Annotated in this window: 23 protein-coding genes; 19 read left to right on the forward strand and 4 right to left on the reverse strand. The window is 39.4% G+C overall.

What is annotated here, in order from left to right:
• The 5 genes from IGL07_RS02000 to menC are packed head-to-tail and all read left to right on the forward strand — an operon-like array spanning nt 1 to nt 6,471.
• Nucleotides 1-1,458, forward strand: coding sequence for an o-succinylbenzoate--CoA ligase (locus IGL07_RS02000; RefSeq protein WP_025189473.1), 1,458 nt, complete (start codon nt 1-3; stop codon nt 1,456-1,458).
• Nucleotides 1,455-2,822, forward strand: a complete 1,368-nt coding sequence (locus IGL07_RS02005; RefSeq protein WP_075575531.1) for an isochorismate synthase — start codon at nt 1,455-1,457, stop codon at nt 2,820-2,822. The genes IGL07_RS02000 and IGL07_RS02005 overlap by 4 nt, the downstream gene beginning before the upstream one ends.
• Nucleotides 2,822-4,555: a 2-succinyl-5-enolpyruvyl-6-hydroxy-3-cyclohexene-1-carboxylic-acid synthase gene (menD, locus tag IGL07_RS02010; protein WP_010711978.1), complete on the forward strand. Its 1,734-nt coding sequence runs from the start codon at nt 2,822-2,824 to the stop codon at nt 4,553-4,555. The genes IGL07_RS02005 and menD overlap by 1 nt, the downstream gene beginning before the upstream one ends.
• A complete protein-coding gene (gene menH, locus IGL07_RS02015; RefSeq protein WP_010817021.1) occupies nt 4,543-5,367 on the forward strand; it encodes a 2-succinyl-6-hydroxy-2,4-cyclohexadiene-1-carboxylate synthase in 825 nt (274 codons plus the stop codon). Before menD ends, menH begins: the two co-directional genes overlap by 13 nt.
• The gene (menC, locus tag IGL07_RS02020; protein ID WP_010817022.1) at nt 5,368-6,471 is read left to right on the forward strand and encodes an o-succinylbenzoate synthase; all 1,104 of its coding nucleotides are present in this window, start codon (nt 5,368-5,370) and stop codon (nt 6,469-6,471) included.
• A 56-nt stretch (nt 6,472-6,527) separates the two neighbouring features.
• Here the strand turns inward: menC and IGL07_RS02025 are convergent, their stop codons facing one another.
• Together IGL07_RS02025 and IGL07_RS02030 are read right to left on the reverse strand one after the other, a co-directional pair.
• Nucleotides 6,528-7,226, reverse strand: coding sequence for a glucosamine-6-phosphate deaminase (locus tag IGL07_RS02025; protein ID WP_002375854.1), 699 nt, complete (start codon nt 7,224-7,226; stop codon nt 6,528-6,530).
• Nucleotides 7,227-7,477: 251 nt separating this feature from the next.
• Entirely contained in the window at nt 7,478-9,004 is a 1,527-nt protein-coding gene (locus IGL07_RS02030; protein ID WP_010817023.1) for a class I adenylate-forming enzyme family protein, read from the reverse strand.
• Between the two features lie 220 nt (nt 9,005-9,224).
• Here IGL07_RS02030 and IGL07_RS02035 point away from each other — a divergent pair, with 220 nt between their 5' ends.
• Complete coding sequence (locus tag IGL07_RS02035; protein ID WP_002355332.1) at nt 9,225-9,626, forward strand: organic hydroperoxide resistance protein; 402 nt, start codon at nt 9,225-9,227, stop codon at nt 9,624-9,626.
• Nucleotides 9,627-9,669: 43 nt separating this feature from the next.
• Here the strand turns inward: IGL07_RS02035 and IGL07_RS02040 are convergent, their stop codons facing one another.
• Entirely contained in the window at nt 9,670-10,440 is a 771-nt protein-coding gene (locus IGL07_RS02040; RefSeq protein WP_225581367.1) for a sulfite exporter TauE/SafE family protein, read from the reverse strand.
• A gap of 169 nt (nt 10,441-10,609) precedes the next feature.
• On the opposite strand from IGL07_RS02040, the gene IGL07_RS02045 reads away from it, so the two are divergent.
• Genes IGL07_RS02045 through IGL07_RS02075 form a run of 7 tightly spaced genes read left to right on the forward strand, consistent with a single transcriptional unit; the run spans nt 10,610 to nt 15,935 of the window.
• A complete protein-coding gene (locus IGL07_RS02045) occupies nt 10,610-11,413 on the forward strand; it encodes a PTS mannose/fructose/sorbose/N-acetylgalactosamine transporter subunit IIC (RefSeq protein ID WP_002358431.1) in 804 nt (267 codons plus the stop codon).
• Nucleotides 11,406-12,224, forward strand: coding sequence for a PTS system mannose/fructose/sorbose family transporter subunit IID (locus IGL07_RS02050; RefSeq protein ID WP_010777381.1), 819 nt, complete (start codon nt 11,406-11,408; stop codon nt 12,222-12,224). Before IGL07_RS02045 ends, IGL07_RS02050 begins: the two co-directional genes overlap by 8 nt.
• A gap of 30 nt (nt 12,225-12,254) precedes the next feature.
• A complete protein-coding gene (locus IGL07_RS02055) occupies nt 12,255-12,731 on the forward strand; it encodes a PTS system mannose/fructose/N-acetylgalactosamine-transporter subunit IIB (RefSeq protein WP_002355337.1) in 477 nt (158 codons plus the stop codon).
• Between the two features lie 16 nt (nt 12,732-12,747).
• Nucleotides 12,748-13,599 (forward strand): MurR/RpiR family transcriptional regulator, encoded by an 852-nt coding sequence (locus IGL07_RS02060; RefSeq protein WP_002355339.1) that lies wholly within the window; start codon nt 12,748-12,750, stop codon nt 13,597-13,599.
• A gap of 14 nt (nt 13,600-13,613) precedes the next feature.
• Nucleotides 13,614-14,504, forward strand: coding sequence for an N-acetylmuramic acid 6-phosphate etherase (murQ, locus tag IGL07_RS02065; RefSeq protein WP_002361198.1), 891 nt, complete (start codon nt 13,614-13,616; stop codon nt 14,502-14,504).
• Between the two features lie 12 nt (nt 14,505-14,516).
• Nucleotides 14,517-15,506: a serine hydrolase domain-containing protein gene (locus IGL07_RS02070; protein ID WP_010817024.1), complete on the forward strand. Its 990-nt coding sequence runs from the start codon at nt 14,517-14,519 to the stop codon at nt 15,504-15,506.
• A gap of 9 nt (nt 15,507-15,515) precedes the next feature.
• Entirely contained in the window at nt 15,516-15,935 is a 420-nt protein-coding gene (locus IGL07_RS02075) for a PTS sugar transporter subunit IIA (RefSeq protein ID WP_002363016.1), read from the forward strand.
• A gap of 178 nt (nt 15,936-16,113) precedes the next feature.
• Here IGL07_RS02075 and IGL07_RS02080 read toward each other — a convergent pair whose 3' ends face one another.
• Nucleotides 16,114-16,923, reverse strand: a complete 810-nt coding sequence (locus tag IGL07_RS02080) for a DUF1189 domain-containing protein (RefSeq protein ID WP_002355344.1) — start codon at nt 16,921-16,923, stop codon at nt 16,114-16,116.
• 193 nt (nt 16,924-17,116) lie between these two features.
• Here IGL07_RS02080 and IGL07_RS02085 point away from each other — a divergent pair, with 193 nt between their 5' ends.
• The 6 genes from IGL07_RS02085 to IGL07_RS02110 all read left to right on the forward strand — a co-directional run bounded on the left by IGL07_RS02085 (nt 17,117) and on the right by IGL07_RS02110 (nt 22,276).
• Entirely contained in the window at nt 17,117-17,725 is a 609-nt protein-coding gene (locus tag IGL07_RS02085; RefSeq protein ID WP_002361201.1) for a superoxide dismutase, read from the forward strand.
• A gap of 147 nt (nt 17,726-17,872) precedes the next feature.
• Nucleotides 17,873-18,853, forward strand: a complete 981-nt coding sequence (gene dapF / locus IGL07_RS02090) for a diaminopimelate epimerase (protein WP_010777383.1) — start codon at nt 17,873-17,875, stop codon at nt 18,851-18,853.
• Nucleotides 18,854-19,002: 149 nt separating this feature from the next.
• On the forward strand, nt 19,003-20,211 hold the full coding sequence (locus IGL07_RS02095) for an LCP family glycopolymer transferase (RefSeq protein ID WP_002390468.1): 1,209 nt from the start codon (nt 19,003-19,005) through the stop codon (nt 20,209-20,211).
• Between the two features lie 130 nt (nt 20,212-20,341).
• Nucleotides 20,342-21,043, forward strand: coding sequence for a glucosamine-6-phosphate deaminase (nagB, locus tag IGL07_RS02100; RefSeq protein ID WP_002355352.1), 702 nt, complete (start codon nt 20,342-20,344; stop codon nt 21,041-21,043).
• 95 nt (nt 21,044-21,138) lie between these two features.
• Nucleotides 21,139-21,840 (forward strand): MgtC/SapB family protein, encoded by a 702-nt coding sequence (locus tag IGL07_RS02105; RefSeq protein ID WP_002355354.1) that lies wholly within the window; start codon nt 21,139-21,141, stop codon nt 21,838-21,840.
• Between the two features lie 79 nt (nt 21,841-21,919).
• The gene (locus tag IGL07_RS02110; RefSeq protein ID WP_002375865.1) at nt 21,920-22,276 is read left to right on the forward strand and encodes a hypothetical protein; all 357 of its coding nucleotides are present in this window, start codon (nt 21,920-21,922) and stop codon (nt 22,274-22,276) included.
• Nucleotides 22,277-22,442: the final 166 nt, after the last annotated feature.

Genomic DNA, 22,442 nt, shown 5'->3' on the forward strand with positions numbered 1-22,442 from the left:
ATGACTTGGTTAAATAAACAAGTACAAAAACGTCCCGATCATCCTGCTTTTTATTTTCAGGATGAATCTTGGACGTTTTTAGAAGTGCAACAAGAAGTCAGCCATTGGGTAGCCACATATCAACAGGTGCTTGCACCAGAAGAAAAACGTGTGGCTTTATTCAGTAAGAACAGCAAAGAGTTGTATTTTTCAATTCTAGCCTTATGGGAATTGGGGAAAGAGTTATTATTTTTAAATACGCATTTGACACTTGCTGAACTGACTTTTCAGTTAAAAGATGCGCAAGTTAAAACGATTATTGGTGCGCCTGAAACGCAGGCTTTGTTAGAAGAAATTTCTTTTGTCGACGTTCAGCCAATGATTAAAAAACAGCATAGTCTTTCACATCAGGAGTTTCAACAGCCAAGTGACTTAGAGTCGGTGGCTTCTATTATGTATACATCTGGAACTACAGGACAGCCTAAAGGGGTCTTGCAACGGTTTAAAAATCATTTGGCCAGTGCTAGAGGCACCCAAGAAAATATGGGGATTACTGCTGAAGATTGTTGGTTGTGTGCAGTCCCATTATTTCACATTAGCGGATTGTCGATTGTTGTTCGACAACTCGTCTTAGGTTGTAGTATTCGCCTTTACGATAAATTTGATGAACAGCAAGTGACACAAGATTTACAAGAAGGCCGTGGAACCGTCATTTCAGTGGTTGCGACAATGTTGCAACAATTATTGTTTGTCTATCCTGAAGCTGGCTACAGCGCCAGCTTTAAAGGAATGCTATTGGGCGGCGGACCGATTGCACCGGATAAATTAGCGCAGTGTGAGGAAAAAGGGATTCCAGTTATTCAATCTTATGGGATGACGGAAACGTGTTCGCAAGTTGTTGCCTTGAAATTTGAAGATGCGGCACTGAAAATCGGCTCTGCTGGGCAACCGTTAAAAGACATGCAGATCAAAATTGTTGATGAACTAGGACAAGAACAGCCAGAAAAGCAAGTCGGGGAAATTTTACTTAAGGGACCAAACGTTGTTTCAGGTTACCTTAACCATCGTCAACCTGAAAAATGGACAGCAGATGGTTGGTTTAAAACAGGCGACATGGGCTATTTAGATGCACAAGGTTACCTGTATTTGGTTAGTCGTTTAAGTGAACTCATTATCTCTGGTGGTGAAAATATTTACCCCACTGAGGTTGAACAGGTGTTACAGGCGATAACAGGAATTAAAGCAGCGGCAGTTGTAGGAGAACCAGATACGCAATGGGGAGCCGTCCCAGTTGCATATGTGATTAGTGACCAAGAAATCACCTTAGCGCAAATTCAAGACCAGTGTTCACGAAAACTGGCAAAATATAAACGACCGAAACGCATTTATTTTTGTCATTCTTTCCCGCAAACAGCAAGTGGAAAGATTGCCAAACATCGTTTCATGACAGAAGAAAGAGAGGCGTTTTTAATCAGATGAAATTGCCTGATGAATTACGACAAGCCTATCAGAAGAATGCCCGTCAGTTCAGTTGGGTTTTTCCATTAGAAACAGAACAAACAGCCTTGGCAATTTTTGCCGCTGGTGAAAAGGCATACCAAGGAGAACGTTTTTTTTGGCAAACGCCGAAAAAAGATTTTGCTTTGGTTGGCTTCGGATATGAAACTATCTTAAAAGGCGCAGAAACAGAAACGCATCAATTGAACAACTTTTTAAAAAAAGAGGCGGCAACTCGTTTTCAAAATATGTCTATTTCTGGTACGGGGGCTCTTCTGTTTGGCGGTTTGCCTTTTGATACAGAACAAACGCCTACTGAGGCCTGGGGAGAGTTAGGGGAAGGTTGGTTTTATCTACCAAGTATTCTATTTACTTTTTCAGGTTCACGTATTTATGGAACGCTGAACTTTTCAGGTTCTAGTGAACAAGAAGTCGAGGAACGTTGGTCGACTTTGGTGGCTCAGTTTGATCGCTTGTTAGCTACCTGTGAGGAGTTGCCAGCTGTAGTGGAAACAAAGATTGACAAGGAAGAAGTTGCCGTGACTGAATGGCTACAAGCTGTCAACGAAACAGTAGCAGTCTTAAGAGAAGATGGCCCTTTAAAAAAAGTGGTTTTGGCTCGACAACTTGCTGTGAGCAGTCCTGAAAAAATTCGAAGTAACCAAGTGCTCGTTAATTTAATGGCACAACAACAAAATACGTATTTGTTTGCTTTAGAAGCCAAAGACACAAGTTTCATTGGTGCAACACCAGAACGACTTCTGTTGGGTACTAAAGAAACGTTTGCGACCGCTTGTATTGCAGGAACCATTAAAACGGGTCAAACACCAGAAGAAACGAAAGCTTTAGGAGCACAACTTTTACAAGACCGCAAAAATACCGGAGAACACCAAATTGTGGTGGAACGTTTAGCGAAAGAGTTGGCGAAGATGACGACTTCTGAAAACAGTATTCAAGCACCCATTATTTTGGAAAATCGAGATGTACAACATCTTTATGTGCCAATCTCGGGTCAACGTAAGCCGGGAATTTCGTTCTTGGAAAGTGTGATGCAGTTACACCCAACGCCAGCTTTAGGCGGTGAGCCCAAAGAGTTGGCAGTCGAATGGATTCGACAATATGAGCCAGGGAGTCGTGGGTTATATGGTGCGCCAATCGGTTGGATTTCAGGGAATGATGATAGTGGCGAGTTCGCTGTGGCCTTGCGTTCAGGTGTCTTTGCTGGTCAGCAAGGCGTTCTTTATGCAGGTTGTGGTATTGTTGCGGATTCCCAAGCAGAGCTAGAAAGAGAAGAAACGAAAATAAAATTTCAACCGATGTTACGAGGAATTGGAGGGCAGGTTTAATGAATCATCAAGAAACAATGACCGATTATTTAACGGCCTTTATTGAAGGCTTAAAAAATAGTGGGGTTGAACAAGCAGTCATTAGTCCAGGGTCCCGTTCCACACCACTGGCTTTATTACTTCATCGGGAAACCGCAATCCAAACTTTTGTCGATGTCGATGAACGTTCCGCTGCTTTTTTTGCTTTAGGATTAAGTAAAGCGAGTCAAAAACCAGTGGTCTTACTTTGTACCTCTGGAACAGCAGCTGCAAACTATTATCCAGCAATTTGCGAAGCCAATATTAGCCATGTACCCTTAGTTGTTTTAACAACGGATCGGCCGCATGAGTTACGCCAAGTTGGCGCCCCTCAAGCCATGGACCAATTACAAATGTATCAAAATCATGTGAAATTATTTGTTGAAATGGCTTTGCCAGAAGTAACAGAAGAGATGTTGAATTACGCCTATTGGCAAGGCGCTAAAGGAGCAGCATTCGCGCAACAAACGCCTGCAGCACCTGTTCATTTGAATTTTCCTTTGCGGGAACCATTATTACCTGACTTAGAGAGAAAAACAAAGAGTTCTCAACAAACGGCTTTATTCGCTGGTCAATCAATCCTTTCTACAGAACAAGTGCAACAGTTAGCGGATCAATGGTACCAGAAAAACGGCGTCTTGGTTGTCGGTGGCAGTCATACAGAGGAGGAAGCGGCGTTATTTATTCAATTAGCCGAAGCTTTGCAATGGCCGTTACTAGCGGATCCTTTAGCAAACATTGTGACACATGGGCAAAATAGTGAAGTTGTTATTGCACATAGTGATCTGTTTCTAAATGTGGCGACCTTGCCACAAGAACCAGAAGTGGTAGTGCGCTTTGGTTCGCTGCCAATTTCTAAAAACATCATGTTATGGTTGAAACGCTTAGCAACGACAGAGACTGCTTTTTATTTTGTGGACGAAAATGGGCAATGGCAAGAGCAATTGAAAAAATCACAAACAGTTATTCAGGCAAAGGAAACCACGTTTGTAGAACAACTGCTAACGGTTGTCAAACCAACAGAAGCGACTTGGTTAGCACAATGGCTCCTGCTGGAAAAAACGGTCTCTGAAGTTCTTCTAGAAACGCTGAACGCGACAGAATTAAATGAAACAACAGCCAGCTTAGCTGTTCACCAAACAATGAAAGAGAACGGTCAGTTATTTGTATCTAATAGTATGGCTATCCGCTACTTAGATCGATTTATGGATAGTCGCCCTTATCGGATGTTTGGAAATCGCGGCATCAACGGGATTGATGGGATTGTTTCAACTGCTTTAGGAATGAGTGCCGTAGCACCGACACAGCAAAACGTTCTACTGATTGGTGATTTAGCGCTATATCATGATATGAATGGTTTATTTTTGGCTAAACGTTATCAGTTGCCGTTAACAATTGTTTTATTAAATAACAATGGTGGCGGGATTTTCTCTTTTCTATCTCAACGAACTTTACGTGAGGACGATTTCGAGCCTTTATTTGGAACACCGCTTGATTTAGATTTTTCGTTAGTTGCTGAACTTTACGGTGCTTCGTACCAAGAAGTCAAAACAATCGCGGAGCTCAAGCAAATTTTACAAACAGCGGCTGAAGAACCACAATTTCAAGTGATCGAAGTCAAAGGAAATCGCCAAGAGAATGTTCATTTGTACGAATCAATTTTAGCTGAAATTGGTAGACGAGTAGAAAGACAGGGGATTTCATGGAACGGTTAATTCGGGGGATGCAGTACCATTATCAATGGTTAACACCTTTTGATGCAAAGCGAACGACTCTAGTCTGTTTACACGGTTTCACAGGAACGTTAGCCACGTTTGCAGCCGTTTTTCCCAGTCAAACACCTTATAACGTTTTAGGCATTGACTTACCTGGGCATGGCGCGACTGCTAGTTTGGTAGCACCAGAGCGTTATACCATGAAACAGGTTTGCCATGATCTTGCTGAACTAACCGAATCGCTAAATTTGCCTTGCTTTTGTTTATTAGGCTATTCAATGGGCGCTCGAACAGCTTTAGGTTTTGCATTACATTATCCACAAAAGGTACAGCATCTTTTATTGGAAAGTGGATCACCAGGTTTGGCTACCGCCGCAGAACGTCAGGCTCGTATCTGTCAAGATCATCGTTTGGCGGAACGTCTCTTAGAGGAACCGCTTGTGGATTTTATTGATTTCTGGCAAGAATTACCGTTATTTCAAACGCAAAAAGCCTTGTCTGTGGCACAGCAAATGGCCATTCGTCAGGAACGTTTGAGCCAATCGGCCTTTGGATTGGCTAGTAGTTTGTGGTATATGGGGACAGGAGCGCAAGAGAGTTACTGGGAACGTCTAGTAGAATTGCAGCCGATTCCTACCGATTTATTGGTAGGCGGCGAAGATCAAAAATTTATTGGGATTGCGAAAAAAATGCAGGCACGTCAACCGTTGTTGAGGCTGACAATTTTTCCTGAAGCAGGACATTGTATCCATTTGGAACAACCAACGATTTTCTATGAAAAGGTGACAGCGTTATTGGAAGGAGCTATCTGAATGAACATTCAATCAATTGAAACCTATCAGGTTCGTTTGCCTTTAAAAACGCCGTTTGTCACGAGCTATGGTCGCCTGGAAGAAAAAGCGTTTGATCTATTTGTAATAACAGATGAGCAAGGAAATCAAGGGTTTGGCGAATTAGTGGCTTTTGAGCAACCTGATTATGTGCAAGAAACGTTGGTAACCGAACGCTTCATCATCCAACAGCATTTAATTCCGTTACTTTTAACAGAAGCGATTGAACAGCCGCAAGAGGTTTCAACAATTTTTGAAGAAGTTAAAGGGCATTGGATGGGAAAAGCTGCGTTAGAAACTGCCATCTGGGATTTATATGCCAAACGGCAACAGAAGAGTTTAACTGAATTTTTTGGACCAACGCGGAGGAAAATTCCTGTAGGGATTAGTTTAGGGATTCAAGAAGAGTTACCTCGATTGCTTAAACAAGTTCAGTTAGCTGTAGAAAAAGGGTATCAACGAGTGAAGCTGAAAATTCGTCCCGGTTATGATGTGGAACCCGTTGCTTTGATTCGTCAGCATTTTCCTAACTTGCCTTTAATGGTCGATGCCAATTCAGCGTATACATTGGCTGATTTGTCTCAATTGCAACGTTTAGATCACTATCAATTAGCGATGATTGAACAGCCTTTTGCTGCAGATGATTTTTTAGATCACGCACAATTACAAAGAGAACTGAAGACAAGAATTTGTTTGGATGAAAATATTCGCAGCCTCAAAGACTGCCAAGTGGCTTTAGCGTTAGGCAGTTGCCGTAGTATCAATTTGAAGATTCCTCGTGTAGGTGGGATTCACGAGGCGTTGAAGATTGCCACATTTTGCCAAGAAAATGATTTATTGGTTTGGTTAGGTGGTATGTTTGAGTCTGGTGTTGGTCGCGCATTGAATTTGCAATTTGCGTCACAGCCTACCTTTTCCTTTCCAGGTGATATTTCAGCAACGGAACGCTATTTTTATGAAGATATCATCACGGAACCTTTTATTTTAGAGCAAGGGACAATGACCGTGCCTCAGGGACATGGTATTGGTGTTACACTTTCCCAGACGAATTTGCTAAAATACAGTCAGTATCAAAAAATCATGTAATGATAACAAAATTGCGCCTATGACTATGCAGAGAAGCATAATCTAGGCGCAATTTTTTATTTTTCTAATTGACTCGCTGCGGCTTCATCCAAGAGAACCGTTAAATTTGGATGGAGTTGAAGAATAGAGGCAGGATACGTTTCTGTGACAGGTCCTTGGAGCACTTGTTTGACCATCTGAGCTTTTTGTTCACCATTTACAATTAGGACAAGATGCTTAACTTTCATGATGCTGGCTGGCCCCATCGTAACAAAGGTCATGCCTGGCTGCATCATTTCAGGAACAAACCAAGGCTCTGAACCAGTGACGGTCACTTGATAGGTTTCATTTTTAAAATGAGTGGTAGTGGGCATGTTCCCACAAAAATGACCATCTGCTCCTAAGCCAATTAACATCAAATCTAAGCCGCCTGCGTCAGCAATCCGTTGTTCTTGTTGTTGAAAGTTTTCAACAGTTAATGGATGGATGTTTTGCTCGGATATTTCTGCAGGTGTCAAATACAGCGTCCGCAAATCTGTCAGAGTAATGCCTTCCTTTTGATGAGGAACTGGGATTTCATCAAAGTTATAATAATGAACATTATCAAAGTCAGATGAATTTTTCACAATCGAGGCTAATTTTTGATAAACAAGTGTTGGCGTTTTGCCAGCGGTAATTGATAAATTCACTCGTTTATCTTGGCTCATCGTGCTTAGAAGTAACATTTTTGCCCATTCGCTCATCGTGTCGAAATCTTGTTTAATTAAAATTTTCATACTTGCTCACTCCATTCTTTGAATAAGCTAAGTATAATTTGTGGGAACCATCCCATGTCAAGTTCTTCACAAAAAGGATTTAATTAACGGTAGACAAAAGAAAGAGGAGCAGCCGTCAAAACGACGGCTGCCCCTCTTTTTAAAGCTTAAGATAACCTACAACGAGTTAACTTTTTAGCTTTCTGTTCCACTTGCTCCAATGCTGGTCTAAACGTTCTTTTGACCAACACTGTTTAACAAAGAATTTTATTTTATTGTTCTTTCAACCATTTTTCTAGTTGTAAACGTTGCACTTTCATAGTAGCTGTGTGAGGGATTTCATCAAAAACCATAATGATAGGTTCGTTTAAATGTGGTAAATCGGCTACTTGTGTCCACCAAGCATCCCAATCCATTTCTTCCCCAGGGACAACCGCTAAAATTGGCTGAGGTTCATTTTCTTTGCCACGGACAATAATCACTTCTTCTAAGAAATCCAATGCATCCAATAAATGATCTTCAATAGCTAAATTACTGTCGATGTTTTCAATTAGATCTACTTGGCGATCTTTCAAGAATAAGTGGCCGCGTTCATCTAACATTCCGTAATCGCCGCTGTCCCACCATTCGCCGTAGACATTTTCTGCAAAGCGGGCATCTTCTTTGTAATACGTTAAGGCCCGTCCTTTTGATAAGAATTGGATATGGCCATCCGTCATCGCAGGTAAAACTTGTCCTTTTTCATCGGTAATTCGAGCTTGTGTTAAATCCTCTAAACCAACACCCATGTCACGAGCATCTGAATCTTTTAAGGAGTCTAAAGTATGCGCTCGTAAGATCATTGGCCCGCATTCACTTTGTCCATAAACTTGTAGGAAAATTGGTTCATTGGCAGCAGATGCTTTTAAGAAAGCCACCATTGTAGCGTTGTTAATTGCATCAAAAGTAGAATGATAATAATGGACACTAGCGAAAGCTTCAGGTTTTTCTTTGGCCAAACGAACCCATTGAACGAAGTTATTGGGGTGTGTTTCTACAGCGATTGGTTGATAGGTGCTGAACATTTCAGCGACTTTTTCGCTCGAAGCATTTGCTAAAGGCATCATAGGGAAGCCCATGGCCATTAAAGAAGACACGCCAATGTTAAAACGAGAATGAACTGGCGAAATATGAAAGCCAACTAATTTCTTTTCAGCAATTTTTGTAAAAATGGTTTTTTGCCATTTTGTACGCCAACCCATAGAGTGATTGGAATGACAGATAAGTTTAGGAATACCTGTTGTTCCAGAGGTGTGGGTCATGTAGGCAATTTCGTCTTTAGTCAGTTCGTCTTGAGGAACTTCCGTGGCATCAGCTTCTAAAAGAGAAGCAACCGAAAGTTTTTTATTGGCAGAGCTGTTACGAACAGCTTGAACTTTTTCAGCAGTCACATCATCAAATAAAATATAAGGATCTTCTAAACGATCAACGAATACTTCAATTGTTTCAAAAGGTAAATGATATGAAACCATTACAGGAACGGCTGCTAGATATGAGGCTGCAACAGCTAGTAAATACGTGTCGAATTTAGGACTTTTATAAATAATAATTTTGTCGCCTTTTTTTACACCTAAAGCGGCTAATTGATATGCCCGTTTCAAAATTTCTTGATGGCTTTCACCATAAGTTGTTTCTAAGCCAAGTGCAGGAAAAGCAGGCAAAGATTCATCAAAAATAATTGGAACAGTTGGTGTTTTTTCTGCGGCTTCTTGATAGTTTGTATAGAGGTTTAATGGTTGATAATCAAGTAAGTGTGTCAAGGGAAAGTCTCCTTTGTAAAATAGTTTGTGTACAAATGTACAAGTTCACTTTATCCTATCATAGAATGGATTCTTTTTCTACGTCAAAAATACAACGTTAAATGTTATTTTTTATTATTCACAAGCACAACGTTTGCTGTATCTGGCAAAGTTTCCTACAATAATTATGTAAGTAAAAAGTTCTCAGAAGTGTAAAACTTTACAAAGGAGAGGAATTTACATGAAAAAAATCTATGAAACAACTATCATTAATACGGGCGGACGTGCAGGAGAAGTTCACTCACCGGATAAATCATTTTCTTATGCGGTTGCTTCGCCAGGTGTCAAGAAAGAAAATACAACAAATCCAGAACAATTATTCGCAGCGGCTTACAGTGCTTGCTTTAACGGTGCGTTAGAATTAGTGATGGATCAAGAAAAAGTCGAAGGTAAAAGTACAGTAACCGCACGTGTATCCTTATTCCAAGGAGAAGATGGGTTTAGCGTTGGTGCTGAATTAGAAGTTCATATTGATGGGGTAGATCAAGCTAAAGCAGAAGAACTTGTTAAAAAAGCCCACGAAATTTGCCCATATTCTAAAGCAACAAGAAATAATATAGACGTTAAATTAACAGTGATTTAATTAAAAAAGAAGCGCTTTGTCTATACGACAAAGCGCTTCTTTTTTAGATAACAGTCCACAAATTATACATATTTAACAAAATAACTAAAAAAACAACTAAACTATAAATTTGGGCGACCCGTTGTTGAGATAATTTTTTACTGAAAAGACCGCCAACATAACCACCGAATAAAGCGGCAGGAATAATAGCCCAAAGCATTGTCAAATCAAAAACCGCAAACCCTGTGGTCAAGCCGATATTGCCAAGTTTGGCGAGTTGGGAGAAAAAAATAGTAATGATGGAATAGACAGTTGCTGATTTGATATCCATTCCAAAAAAGAGAATAAGGCAAGCTACATTAATGGGACCGCCACCGATGCCTAAAAAGGTTGATAGAATCCCTAAGCCTAATCCGACAATCAGAAAAATGCTCAATCCGTTGAGGTGTAAGTGCCAGTTGGAAAATTGATTGTAGAGAAGAACCAAAACCAAGGTCAGCAACATGATGATATATTGGATTAGTTGTACTTTTTCTTCATTTGGCGCTAGTGCAATCGCCTGATTAAGAAGTAAATCACCCAACATACCGCCGACTAAGGAACCAAACGAAATACTCGCGGCTTTTTTCCATTCAATTTGGACACCATTTTGATACTGTTTATAAGTCGAAGAAATGGACATGACAAAAACAGCGACACTTGAATAGAACGCAATACTATTTAACGAATGGAACCCAAGAAAATCCAAAACAGGCTTAATAATGACGCCTCCACCCATCCCAGAGAGCGCCCCAACTGTATTGGATAGAAAAATAGTTATGAAATAAATCAGCAAAACCCGCACATAATCACTCCTAAACCGTTTTCTTTTAGTATAGCACAAAAATTATATAAGAAATGCAATTTCATTTAAAAATATTTTTAAAAAGAACTTGAAATGATATTTCTTTAATGGTATTCTACAAATACAAAAAAGAAAACGCATTCAAGGAGGATGAGAAAGCATGACAGTATCGATTGGTATTATTTTGATTTTATGTCTTTACACAGTTGTTGGTGTACTTGACCAAATTTCTATTCAGATTGGTCCATATACACCATTGTTTGCTGCAACGTTTACTGGCCTAGTCTTAGGAGATGTTCAAACAGGTTTGATGATTGGGGCAACGCTTCAATTGATGACATTAGGCGTAGCGACTTATGGAGGAGCAACAGTCCCAGACTTTCTTTCAGGGGCCATTATGGGAACGGCTTATGCAATCATTTCAGGGAAAGGGGCAGAGTATGGTATCGGAGTTGCGGTTCCGATTGGGTTATTATTGACACAACTAGATATTTTAGGCAGAATGGCTAATACGTTTTTCCAACACAAAGCAGATCGCTATGCGGAAGAAGGCAATTATAAAGGGGTCGAGCGTTGCAATGTTTTAGGAATTTTTCCTTGGACGATTTCTCGTGTCATCCCAGTTTTTATTGGCCTAGCTTTTGGTGAACAAGTTGTAAACGCTATCAATAATTGGATTCCTATTTGGGTGATGAATGGGCTAAAAGCAGCAGGCGCTATTTTACCAGCGATGGGGATTGCTATTTTAATGCGTTACTTACCAATTAAAACATACTGGCCCTATTTTATTATTGGGTTCGTGTTACTTGCTTATGGGGCCCAATTCTTCTCAGTTTTAGGTGTCGCACTGGTTGGCTTGGCTTTAGCAGCGATTTATGTGATGAATCATAACAAAGGCGGCGCAGCTACAACAAGTGGCACGGTTATTTACGAAGATGATGAGGAGGTTGAGATTGATGACTAACAAATTAACAAAAAAGGATATTAATAAAGTTTACGTCCGTAATCTTTTTGGCTATCAGTGGGGCTGGAACTATGAAAAAATGCAAGGACTTGGTTACGCTTGGGTGATGATGCCTGCATTAAAGCGACTATACAGTGAAGATCCAGTAGCTATGAAGAAAGCCTTGAAGACACATCTTGGCTTTATGAATACAACGCCAGCCATGTCGCATTTAATTGTCGGAGCTGATATGGCTTTGGAAGAAGAAGTTGGCATTGAAGATGAAACGGCCATTACTGGTTTGAAAACAGGTCTAATGGGTCCGTTTGCTGGTGTTGGTGATACCATTTTTATCGCGATTTATCGTGCGATTGTTTTTTCGATTGCAGCTTACATGGCGCAAGGGGGCCAGGTTGTTGGGTTAATGATCCCGTTAATTGCCGGAGCAGTGGTCCTATGGGTTCGCTATAAATTCACTTGGATTGGTTACCATCAAGGGAAAAAAATTGCGACAGAATTTGCGGATAAAATGAAATTGTTTACGCAAGGTGCAGCTATTTTAGGGTTAACGGTGGTCGGCGGTTTGATTCCTTCGGTAATTACTTACAAATTAGATTTAACTTATAAAATGGGAGATGTAACATTATCTGTTCAAGAAATGTTGGATAAAATTTTACCCGCATTAATTCCTTTAGGGATTGTTCTTTTATCCTATTGGTTACTAGGGAAAAAGAAAATGAATTCAACACGGCTAATCTTTGTTTTAATTTTAATTGGCATGGTTTTAGGCAATTTACAACCAATGTTGGCTTGGGTTGGCGGTTTATTTTAAAAAAATAGTATATAATAGGAGAGATTTATTATGACAATTGTACATGCAAGAGTAGATGAGCGTTTAATTCACGGACAAGTTGCAACCGTTTGGACGAATACGGTTGGCGCACAAAGAATCATGGTAGTAAATGATGCCGCTGTCAAAGATCAATTACAAATTGGTGCCTTAAAAATGGCTAAGCCTGCAGGAGTTAAATTATCCATTTTATCAAAACGTAAAGCGATTGAAAAAATTTTAGCAGGCAATTATGATGAAGAAAAAGTCTTTTTAATTACGAAAGACATTGCAGACATGGCGGCTTTAATTGATGGCGGTGTCCCATTACAGAGCTTCAATGTCGGCAATATTTCTCAAAAAGAAGGCAGTCGTGCAATTAAAAAATCTGTTGCATTAACCGATGAAGATATTCAAACCGTTCGTCGTTTAACAGATAATGGGGTGACTATTACCGCACAGATGATCCCTTCTGAACCAAACGAAGCAATTTTAACTTTCATAAAATAGAAATGGAGATGAGAAGATGGAGCCAATCCGTTCAATCAGACAAAAATATAAGGACTTTTCCAAAGTAAATAAGAGAATCGCAGACTATATACTGAAGGATCCGACCCGTCTTCTCTCATTAACAGCAAACGAAATTGCTAGCAATAGCGAAACTTCTCCAGCATCAGTTACCCGTTTTTCTAAACAATTAGGGTTTGACAGCTGGGAAGAGTTAAAACTATCCATTGCAGCGGTACAAGCTGCCAGTAACGGTAAAAAAGATATTGATCCAATTGTAGCGGCGGATGATTCGGTGGATACTATTTGTATGAAAGTAGAATCTTTATTAAATGCTACGATTGAGGATTTATTTTATACAGTGGATAAACAAGCCTTGGAACGAGCAATCGCGCATGTTAAAAAAGCGGAAAAAATTCATTTGGTTGGAATTGGTGCCTCTTCTTTAACGACTTATAATCTTTATCACAAGTTTAACCGCGCTGGTCGCCAAGCAATTTTTAATTATGATAGTCACATGATGTTGGAGTTTTTAAATTATGCAACGGCACAAGACATTTTGATCACGGTCTCCTATAGTGGTTTGACAAAAGAAGCCTTAATTGCCTGTGAAATTGCCAAAAATAGAGGCGCAACGGTTATTTTTATTACCAGTAACGATGGAGAAAACGTGCGATCATTGAGCGATGAAGTTCTTTTAGTACCAAATAATGAGCACCTTATTCGAGTTGGGGCCATTTCATCGATTGCTTCGTCAATGGCAATTGGCGATGTTCTGTATTTAGGTTCAATTCAAGATGATTTAGACACAGAAATTGAACGCAATATGATTGAAACGAGTCAACTTGTCAGCCGTCTAAAAGAGAAGTAGGGGTGTGCAAGAAAATGAACTTAGAAGGATTAACGACAGAAGCCAGAAATGAAGCGACTAAAAAGATTGACCAAGTGTCAACATTAGAGATGGTGACTTTAATAAATCAAGAAGACCAAAAGGTAGCACAAGCAATTGAAAAGGTGCTTCCGCAGATTGCTGCAGCAATTGATGCAGCGGCAGAACGATTTAAAAAAGGGGGCCGTTTAATCTATTGTGGTGCAGGAACGTCTGGACGTTTAGGTGCTTTGGATGCGATTGAATTAACGCCCACATATAGTGTGTCGCCAGAACGCGCATTTGGTATTTTAGCTGGTGGTGAAAAAGCAATGTATCAAGCAATTGAAGGCGCTGAAGACTCGAAAGAATTAGCTATCGAAGATTTAACGCAACATCAATTGACCGCCCGAGATGTCGTAATTGCGATTGCTGCTAGTGGTCGGACACCATATGCTGTTTCCGCAATTGAATACGGAAAAAAAGTGGGCGCTCTAACCATTTCAGTTACCTGTAATAATCAAAGTCCGATGAATCAATTGGCGGAAATTGGGATTGCGCCAATTGTAGGACCGGAAGTCATTACAGGGTCAACTAGAATGAAAGCGGGTTCAGCACAGAAAATGGTGTTAAATATGTTTTCAACAGGGATTATGGTTAAAGTAGGGAATATCTATCAAAATTTGATGGTCAACGTACAACCAACGAACGAAAAATTAATGCAACGTGCCACGAATATCATTAAAGAAGCAGCAGAAATCGAGGAATCGCAAGCCAAAGAATACTTGGAGGCAGCGCAGCTAGAAGTGGCACCAGCCATTGTAATGGCGAAAGCTCACGTTGATTTTCAAAAAGCCAAACAACTATTAGCAGAACATGACGGACGGATTTCAGAAGTTTTAGCATAGAAGTGGTGAACAATGAATCAAATCGCAATTCAAGAAACAATTCAGAGACTGATTAATCAGCAAGTCGTTCCGGGTGTCGCTTGGGGGACAATCACAGAAGATAGCTTATCAGAACAGTATACGGGCTTTTTAGGTAATACTGGTCCATTTGCAAGACAAAAGATTTCATCAGCTAGCCTGTATGATTTAGCGTCCTTAACGAAAGTTATTGGGACAACAAATCGAATGTTACAATTAATCGATACAAATCAGCTTGCTTTTTCAACCACTGTGGGGGAAATCCTGCCTGATTATCAAGGACTATCTTGTTCGATTGGGGAGCTTCTACTGCATCAGAGCGGACTGCCAGCTGATGTTGTCGATAAGAAAAATGTCACAAAAAAAAGCTTGCAAGAAATCATTTTAACGCATTCGTTATCTGAACGAGGGAAAACCACTTATTCTGATTTAGGGTATTACTTATTGGGAGAAATTATTCAAGTATTGGATCGCTGCTCATTAGAAGAGAGCTTTCAAACATACGTATTTCAACCAATGAACCTACAGCATACAAGTTTTACGGTCAGCGATTTTGCCCAGGCAGTGCCCACAGAAATTACAAAACAACGCGGCGTTATTCAGGGGGTAGTCCACGATTCGAAAGCCTATCAACTGAAAGCGCCAATTGGCAGTGCAGGTTTATTTGCAACTTTACCAGATTTACTCACTTTTGTTCAGTGTTTTATGAACAATCGCTACCCGTCTGGCAAACCATTATTTTCTGAAAAAATGTTCACTGCTCTCTGGTCTATGAATCAAGGGGGACGTACATTTGGTTGGGAAGTGAAAAAGACGCAAGCTGGGGCAGACTATTTGTATCATACTGGCTTTACTGGAACGGCGATTGGTATGAAAAAAGAGACCAAAGAAGCCCTAATTTTGTTGACGAATCGGATTCATCCCACTCGTGAAGAACGTGGTTTTCTGAAAGCACGAACAAAAATTTATCAGCAGTATTTTTAGGAGGATATGATGAAACCAAAATTAATTTTAATGAGCCATGGACGGATGGCAGAAGAAACCTTAGCTTCTACTCAAATGATTGTCGGGGAATTAGCAGATGCTGCGATTGTGTCAATGACCGCAGAAGATGGCTTGAGCGGCACGCAAGCAAAACTGGCAGCAATCTTAAAAGAAGCTGGCAATGTCCCGACGCTTGTATTAGCTGATTTAAAAGGAGGAACACCTTGTAATGTGGCTATGATGGCCATGGGCACTTATCCGCAATTGCGAGTAGTCGCCGGACTTAATTTAGCAATGGCAATTGAAGCAGCCGTGTCACCTGTGGAAAATGTGGATGAATTAGCTGCATATTTAACGCAAATTGGCCAATCTGCGGTGACCACGATTGACTTACCTGAATTAACAGATGAAGAAGAATTTGAAGAATAGAAAGAGGTCGGGACGGAACCGTTTAGCTCCGAGAAATAAGAAGGAATTTCCGAAAATTGCTTTTTAATTTTTGGAGAATTTCGGCTTATTTCCGAAGGAGTTGGTTCTGTTCCCGCCGTTTATCAGGTTTTGAGCCTGGAACAAAAATCCAAAGTGATTTTTGTCCCAGGCTCTTTTTTTAAGAACCAGGGATATTCCGTGGTTCGTTTTTGGTTGTGACAAAGAAAAAGAACAGACTTAGTAAAATAACTAGGATGCCATCGTTAAACATCGGATTTACGAAGTTTAAAATAGCACTTAAGATAACTGGCACGGTAGCACAATACGTAATAATTTTTAAACAATCAATCAAACGTAAAGAATAAAAACGTAATTTTGAATAGAGAGATGCACCGATAGCGGCAATCAGTAAGTCTAAAACTAAACCGATTAGAACAGGGTAAATAGCCACTAAAAAGACAATGAGTTTTGTCCACCAGGGGATCGCTGCCTCACTTAGCGCAGTCTTGATACTCTGAGCGTTAACGCCATCTAAGGTTCCTTTACTATAGGGGAAGATAAATTGGTCAGTGCCTAGAATTGATTCAGTTGCGCCTGAATTTGGTAAGGCGACTACAAATTCATCTTGTAAAAAAGCCAAACCAAACGCATTACCAATTAAATCCTTTTGGACATCAGCGGCTGTACGCTTTCCATCTGGATCAAACGTAAAAATAATCGAGTCGGTTTGATAAATAAAGCCAGATTCTTTGGCCTTTGTTTGCAACGTGCCATTTTCAATAGAAAAGTCAGGCAACTTTTCTGCAATTTTTTGGCCATCTTGTTGCACCTCTTGTAGCACAGAAAAGACTTGTTTGGTAATAGGTAGTGCTAAAATAGCACTTAAAAAAACAGCATAGAGAATTACTTTCCAAAACGCCATTTTTTTCGCATGCCGTAATTCTGAAACTGAAAAAAAGGCCTGCTTAAATAATTGCAATGTATTCATTTATTTACTCCTCACATCATTCTTCTACAGGTCATTCTAGCGAATTTATGAGGGAAACACAAGGTAATCTCCCTCTTTTGTAAAACTTTTCTTTTGGCAAGCAAACTATTTTGTAGAAAGCGGTTCACTCTGTTATCATAATAGTTGTATGAAAGACGTATGTTACATACTAAAAAATAGGGGGATTTAAAAAATGACTTACACATTACCAGAATTACCATATGCTTATGATGCATTAGAACCTTACATTGACGTGGAAACAATGCACTTACACCATGATAAACACCACAACACTTATGTGACTAACTTAAACGCAGCGATTGAAAAACATCCAGAATTAGGCGAAAAATCTGTAGAAGACCTAATTTCAGATATGAATGCTATTCCTGAAGATATCCGTACTGCCGTTCGTAACAATGGTGGCGGTCACGCAAACCATACATTCTTCTGGGAAATTATGGCACCAAATGCTGGTGGACAACCAACTGGCGCTATTAAAGAAGCAATCGATGAAACATTTGGTAGCTTTGATGAAATGAAAGCTGCTTTCAAAACAGCTGCAACTGGCCGCTTTGGTTCAGGTTGGGCTTGGTTAGTTGTGAATAACGGTAAATTAGAAATCACTTCAACACCAAACCAAGATTCACCATTAATGGATGGCCAAACACCTGTTTTAGGTCTTGACGTTTGGGAACATGCGTACTACTTAAAATATAAAAACGTTCGTCCAGATTACATTGAAGCATTCTGGAACGTTGTTAACTGGGATAAAGTAAACGAACTTTTTGCAGCAGCAAAATAAGTTTGCCAATTGTGAAGGAAAGAGTCAAATGACGGCTGTCATTTGACTCTTTCCTTTTACAAATCCAGGGTCGAAATAGTTGTTCGTTTATGGCATACTAAAGTAAGTAGGGAAAGATAACGGATACATAAAGAAGGAGCTAAAAAAATGAATGTTATGATGCAAAAAGTACACGGGTCAGAAAATGATTTCTTTTTATTGGATGAAACACAGTTTGAGCGTTCTTTAACCGCTGAGGAAATTGAGCAATTGCGCATCCAGTTATGTTCGCGGGAAACAGGATTATTGGCGGGAGCAGATGGGTTACTTTTGGTAGGAGAAGGGACTCACGGCACGTCCAATGCTAGAATGCGAGTGATTAACAGCGATGGTAGTGAAGCAAGCATGTGCGGGAACGGCTTGCGTACGGTTGCCCGTTATTTATCTGAAAAAAACCAAGAAAAATCATTTACAGTTGAAACAATGTTTGCAGATTTGAAAGTACGTCAAGCCCCCAATTTAGCTGAAGAAGTAGCGACTTACCAAGTGGAAATTTCACCAGTAAGTTTTGAAGCAGTCACTATCCCAATGCATTTAGGGGTCCAAACATTAATTGATGAAATCGTACCAGCCTTATCTAAAACCATTCGCTTTACAGCGGTAGCAGTGCCTAATCCGCACCTTGTAGCATTTGTGGATCACGAAACCTTAAATGGTCCAGAATTTGAACGAATCGCTACCTATGTAAATAATGAAAATCCATATTTTCCAGAAGGGATAAATGTGAGTTTTGTTGAAATTCTTGGCAAAAATCAACTATTTGTTCGAACGTATGAACGTGGTGTAGGTTTTACAAGTGCTTGTGGAACAGCCATGTGTGCAAGCAGTTTACTTTATACGTTATTGAAAGATGGTGTTTTTTATGAAGAAATAACCGTCAAAAATGCTGGAGGTATGGTGAAAACAGTCGTCCACGAAACGTCAGATGGCAGTTATTGGATGGAATTAATTGGGAATGCCACGATTACGCATTTGATTGAAGGATCACTGACTGATTTACTAAATGGTGCATTTGAGAAAATAACTATTACTGAAACGAATGAACAGAAACATTATCAAGAATTTCTGCAAACACTTTCTCAAAAATAACAATTGTTCCTTGATAAAGCGCTCTTTTATTTTACAATTGTGTTAAGTTCTTGTTCCAAAAAATAAAAAATATTGCTTGAATAAGCAAACTATGAGAAAATAAAGGGCATGAATTAAGAATTATTCTTAGATAAACGAGGAAGTGTCTTATGAAACTATGGAAAAAAGTAGTACTGGGCTTCTTGAGCGTCTTGCTAGTGGTAGTAGCTGGGGTATGTGCTTACGGGATTAAGATGTATTCAGATGCCAATTCAACAATTAATGGGATCTATCAATCAGTTAACCGTAAGTCCAATAAAGGAGCCACGGCCAATATTGATGCGCAAGAACCATTCTCTGTTCTTTTAATGGGGATTGACACAGGCGATTTAGGCCGAACAGAGCAAGGTCGTTCAGATACTACAATGGTTGTAACCATCAACCCGAAAGAAAACAAGTCCACAATGATCAGTTTGGATAGAGATATTCTAACAGATATTGTTGGAAATGACACACAAGACAAATTGAACCATGCCTATGCATTTGGTGGCGCCGAAATGGCGATTAATACAGTCCAAGAATTACTGGATATTCCCATCCATCACTATGTATCCATCAATATGAAAGGGTTAAAAGACCTGATTGATGCGGTAGGCGGTATTGAAGTAGATAATACGATTGGTGAATTTACGTTGGACGGTATTACTGTTCCAGCAGGTAAAATCAAGTTAGATGGCACGACAGGTTTGGCTTATGCGCGGATGCGTCACGAAGATCCTGAAGGAGATGTGGGTCGTCAACGCCGCCAACGAGAAGTTGTTGAGAAAATTGTGCGCAAAGTCATGAGTTTTGATGGTGTTTCAAAATATCGAAAAATTCTTGATGCTGTTGAAGCCAACGTAAAAACAGACTTAACTTGGGATGACATGATGGACATCCAATCAAAATATTTATCTGCCTTTAAAACAATTGACTCAGAACAATTACAAGGATACAGTGCAACCATTGATGATATTTATTATCAAGTCCTAGATCCAAATAGCTTATACAAAACACAAACAACGCTTAGAAAACAACTTGGTTTAAAAGAACATGCTTCTGAACGTGAAAAAGATTTAGCCTTTTATAATCAGTTTAGCTATGCTGTTACAGATACTGCACTGATTGGTGAATCTGGTGATTCAAGTGCTAATAGCTCTACTAGTTCGAGTAGCACAGCGGACACCACAGCCGGACAAACAGAATACAACGGCAATACGCAACAAGCAGCAGAAGGAGCCTACGATCCGAATACGTACGTTGACCCAAATGCGTACACAGATCCAAACGCTTATGCTGATCCAAATACGTATGTGGATCCCAACGCACCGCAATATTAATCTGTTAAACAAGCTCGAAAACTTCTATTTCTGATGGGAAATAGAAGTTTTTTTCTTTTATTCTAGAAATTTTTTTCAGAAGGTGTTATAATTGGACTATACCAAAATAAACCGTAAGGAGCGTGTCAAAATGCAAATTATCCGTGTAGCAAATGCAGAAGAAGGCGGCAAAAAAGCGTTTGAATTAATTAAAGAAGGTATGAACAATGGTGCGAAAGTTTTAGGCTTAGCAACAGGTAGTACACCAGAAACATTATATAAAGAAATGACAGCAAGTGATGTCGACTTTACAGAAATGACTTCTGTAAACTTAGATGAATATGTTGGTTTAGGTGGCGAAGATGAGCAAAGTTACCGTTATTTCATGAACAAACACTTATTCGACAAAAAACCATTTAAAGAAACATTTGTACCAAATGGTAAAGCAGAAGATTTAGATGCTGCTTCCGCAGAATATGAAAAAATTATCGATGCACATCCAGTAGATATCCAAATCTTAGGTATTGGTCAAAATGGACACATTGGTTTCAACGAACCAGGCACACCTCTAGATAGCTTAACACATGTCGTTGAGTTGACTGAATCAACAATCAACGCAAACAAACGTTATTTTGACAAAGTAGAAGATGTCCCAACACGTGCTGTTTCTATGGGGATTGGCTCAATCATGAAAGGTAAAAAAATGATTTTAATGGCTTATGGCGAAGCAAAAGCAGAGGCCATTAAAGGAATGATTGACGGACCAGTAACAACAGACATGCCAGCAAGTGCATTACAAAACCATCAAGATGTTGTTGTAATCATTGATGATGCAGCTGCAAGTAAATTATAATCGTTGATGAAAAAGAACTTGAAACATAAGGATTTCCTTATGTTTCAAGTTCTTTTTTTGTTATACTGGAAGTAATAGAAGAAGAGGTGAAAAGGATGTTACAGCTAACAATTCCAGAAATTATTTTACGGTTAGTCCTAGCGATGGTGATGGGTGGTGCAATTGGTTTTGAAAGACAATATAAGAATCGCCCAGCAGGGATGCGCACTCACATTTTAGTTTGTATGGGCGCGGCTATTATTGCGTTAATTCAGTCGCAAATTGCAATCAATGCATTGAAAGATGCGTTAGCTAATCCGGCTTTGACGGGGGTCATTCGTTCAGATCAAGCAAGGTTGATTGCACAAGTTGTAAGTGGAATCGGCTTTTTAGGTGCTGGAACCATCATTGTAACGAAACAAAGTGTCACCGGATTGACGACAGCAGCGTCACTATGGACCGTTGCTGGTTTAGGGATCGCGGTGGGCATGGGCTACTATACGATTGCCTTAACAAGTTTTATCGGTGTATTATTTGCCTTAACCATTGTCAAACGAATTATTCACGTACCAACAATCAAAAAATTAGAAATTCGCTATCAACATAAACAAGAAACCAAAGAATTTATTAATCAGTATTTTGAAGAAAAACATATTGAAATTTATGATGTGAATTTCAATGTTTCTTGGGTGGATGATACAAAAATCTATACGAATATCTATACTATTGATTTGCCTAAAGGCCTAACGTATGCCGATGTTATCGAAGATCTATCTGTTTCAAATAATGTAACAAAATTACGATTGATTAATGTGTAGAAATTAAAAAATATCTCATGAAATGAATGCTTTTAGCGTTTAGTTTTATAGGGATAATGAAAATAGAGAGGGATGTAGGATGAAAAATAATCAAGAAAAAGCTAATGAGAAAATGAATATCTCTAATTCTTCTTTTGATAAAATGAATACAAAAGTAGATCCTTCGCAAAATGGTTCACCCCTTCCATTTCAAGTGGGAGATTTTGCTTCTACCAGATTTGAAAAAGGAGAAGAAAAATCTAGCCGAGAAATACTCCAATTTTATTTGGTGGGCATTATTTTATCTCTTATTGGGTATCTAGGGTTAATAAAAATTCCCGTATTTAAGAATGTTTTGGAAAATACTATCGGTTCTTTTGTTATTTTAGCCTGCATCATAATTTTTAGCTTTATTTTCTCCAAAATTATCCAGGTTGCTTTTAAAAGAAAAAAGTAATCCATTTTGCATAAGCTAATTGTTATCCTGTTTATCAGGGGCAATGAGAAAAGAAATTACTTATAAGTTAGAGTAGGGTACATAATAAAATGGTTTCATACTCTAATTTATATATATCTTTTACTTAGGGAGGTGAAAAGTATGTTTGGTTGGATTAGTTCTTGGT

Origin of the sequence: Enterococcus sp. DIV1368f (genome assembly GCF_051712245.1) — a bacterium.
Classification (GTDB): Bacteria; Bacillota; Bacilli; order Lactobacillales; family Enterococcaceae; genus Enterococcus; species Enterococcus faecalis.

Bases quoted from the DNA above. Each gene is read 5' to 3' on its own strand.
- IGL07_RS02035 (WP_002355332.1), top strand. From the start codon at position 9,225: ATGAAAAAAATCTATGAAACAACTATCATTAATACGGGCGGACGTGCA.
- menH (WP_010817021.1), top strand. From the start codon at position 4,543: ATGGAACGGTTAATTCGGGGGATGCAGTACCATTATCAATGGTTAACA.
- nagB (WP_002355352.1), top strand. From the start codon at position 20,342: ATGCAAATTATCCGTGTAGCAAATGCAGAAGAAGGCGGCAAAAAAGCG.
- menC (WP_010817022.1), top strand. From the start codon at position 5,368: ATGAACATTCAATCAATTGAAACCTATCAGGTTCGTTTGCCTTTAAAA.
- dapF (WP_010777383.1), top strand. From the start codon at position 17,873: ATGAATGTTATGATGCAAAAAGTACACGGGTCAGAAAATGATTTCTTT.
- IGL07_RS02045 (WP_002358431.1), top strand. From the start codon at position 10,610: ATGACAGTATCGATTGGTATTATTTTGATTTTATGTCTTTACACAGTT.
- IGL07_RS02105 (WP_002355354.1), top strand. From the start codon at position 21,139: ATGTTACAGCTAACAATTCCAGAAATTATTTTACGGTTAGTCCTAGCG.
- IGL07_RS02075 (WP_002363016.1), top strand. From the start codon at position 15,516: ATGAAACCAAAATTAATTTTAATGAGCCATGGACGGATGGCAGAAGAA.
- IGL07_RS02110 (WP_002375865.1), top strand. From the start codon at position 21,920: ATGAAAAATAATCAAGAAAAAGCTAATGAGAAAATGAATATCTCTAAT.
- IGL07_RS02095 (WP_002390468.1), top strand. From the start codon at position 19,003: ATGAAACTATGGAAAAAAGTAGTACTGGGCTTCTTGAGCGTCTTGCTA.
- IGL07_RS02055 (WP_002355337.1), top strand. From the start codon at position 12,255: ATGACAATTGTACATGCAAGAGTAGATGAGCGTTTAATTCACGGACAA.
- menD (WP_010711978.1), top strand. From the start codon at position 2,822: ATGAATCATCAAGAAACAATGACCGATTATTTAACGGCCTTTATTGAA.
- IGL07_RS02070 (WP_010817024.1), top strand. From the start codon at position 14,517: ATGAATCAAATCGCAATTCAAGAAACAATTCAGAGACTGATTAATCAG.
- IGL07_RS02005 (WP_075575531.1), top strand. From the start codon at position 1,455: ATGAAATTGCCTGATGAATTACGACAAGCCTATCAGAAGAATGCCCGT.
- IGL07_RS02080 (WP_002355344.1), bottom strand. From the start codon at position 16,923: ATGAATACATTGCAATTATTTAAGCAGGCCTTTTTTTCAGTTTCAGAA.
- IGL07_RS02000 (WP_025189473.1), top strand. From the start codon at position 1: ATGACTTGGTTAAATAAACAAGTACAAAAACGTCCCGATCATCCTGCT.
- IGL07_RS02060 (WP_002355339.1), top strand. From the start codon at position 12,748: ATGGAGCCAATCCGTTCAATCAGACAAAAATATAAGGACTTTTCCAAA.
- IGL07_RS02085 (WP_002361201.1), top strand. From the start codon at position 17,117: ATGACTTACACATTACCAGAATTACCATATGCTTATGATGCATTAGAA.
- IGL07_RS02025 (WP_002375854.1), bottom strand. From the start codon at position 7,226: ATGAAAATTTTAATTAAACAAGATTTCGACACGATGAGCGAATGGGCA.
- IGL07_RS02050 (WP_010777381.1), top strand. From the start codon at position 11,406: ATGACTAACAAATTAACAAAAAAGGATATTAATAAAGTTTACGTCCGT.
- murQ (WP_002361198.1), top strand. From the start codon at position 13,614: ATGAACTTAGAAGGATTAACGACAGAAGCCAGAAATGAAGCGACTAAA.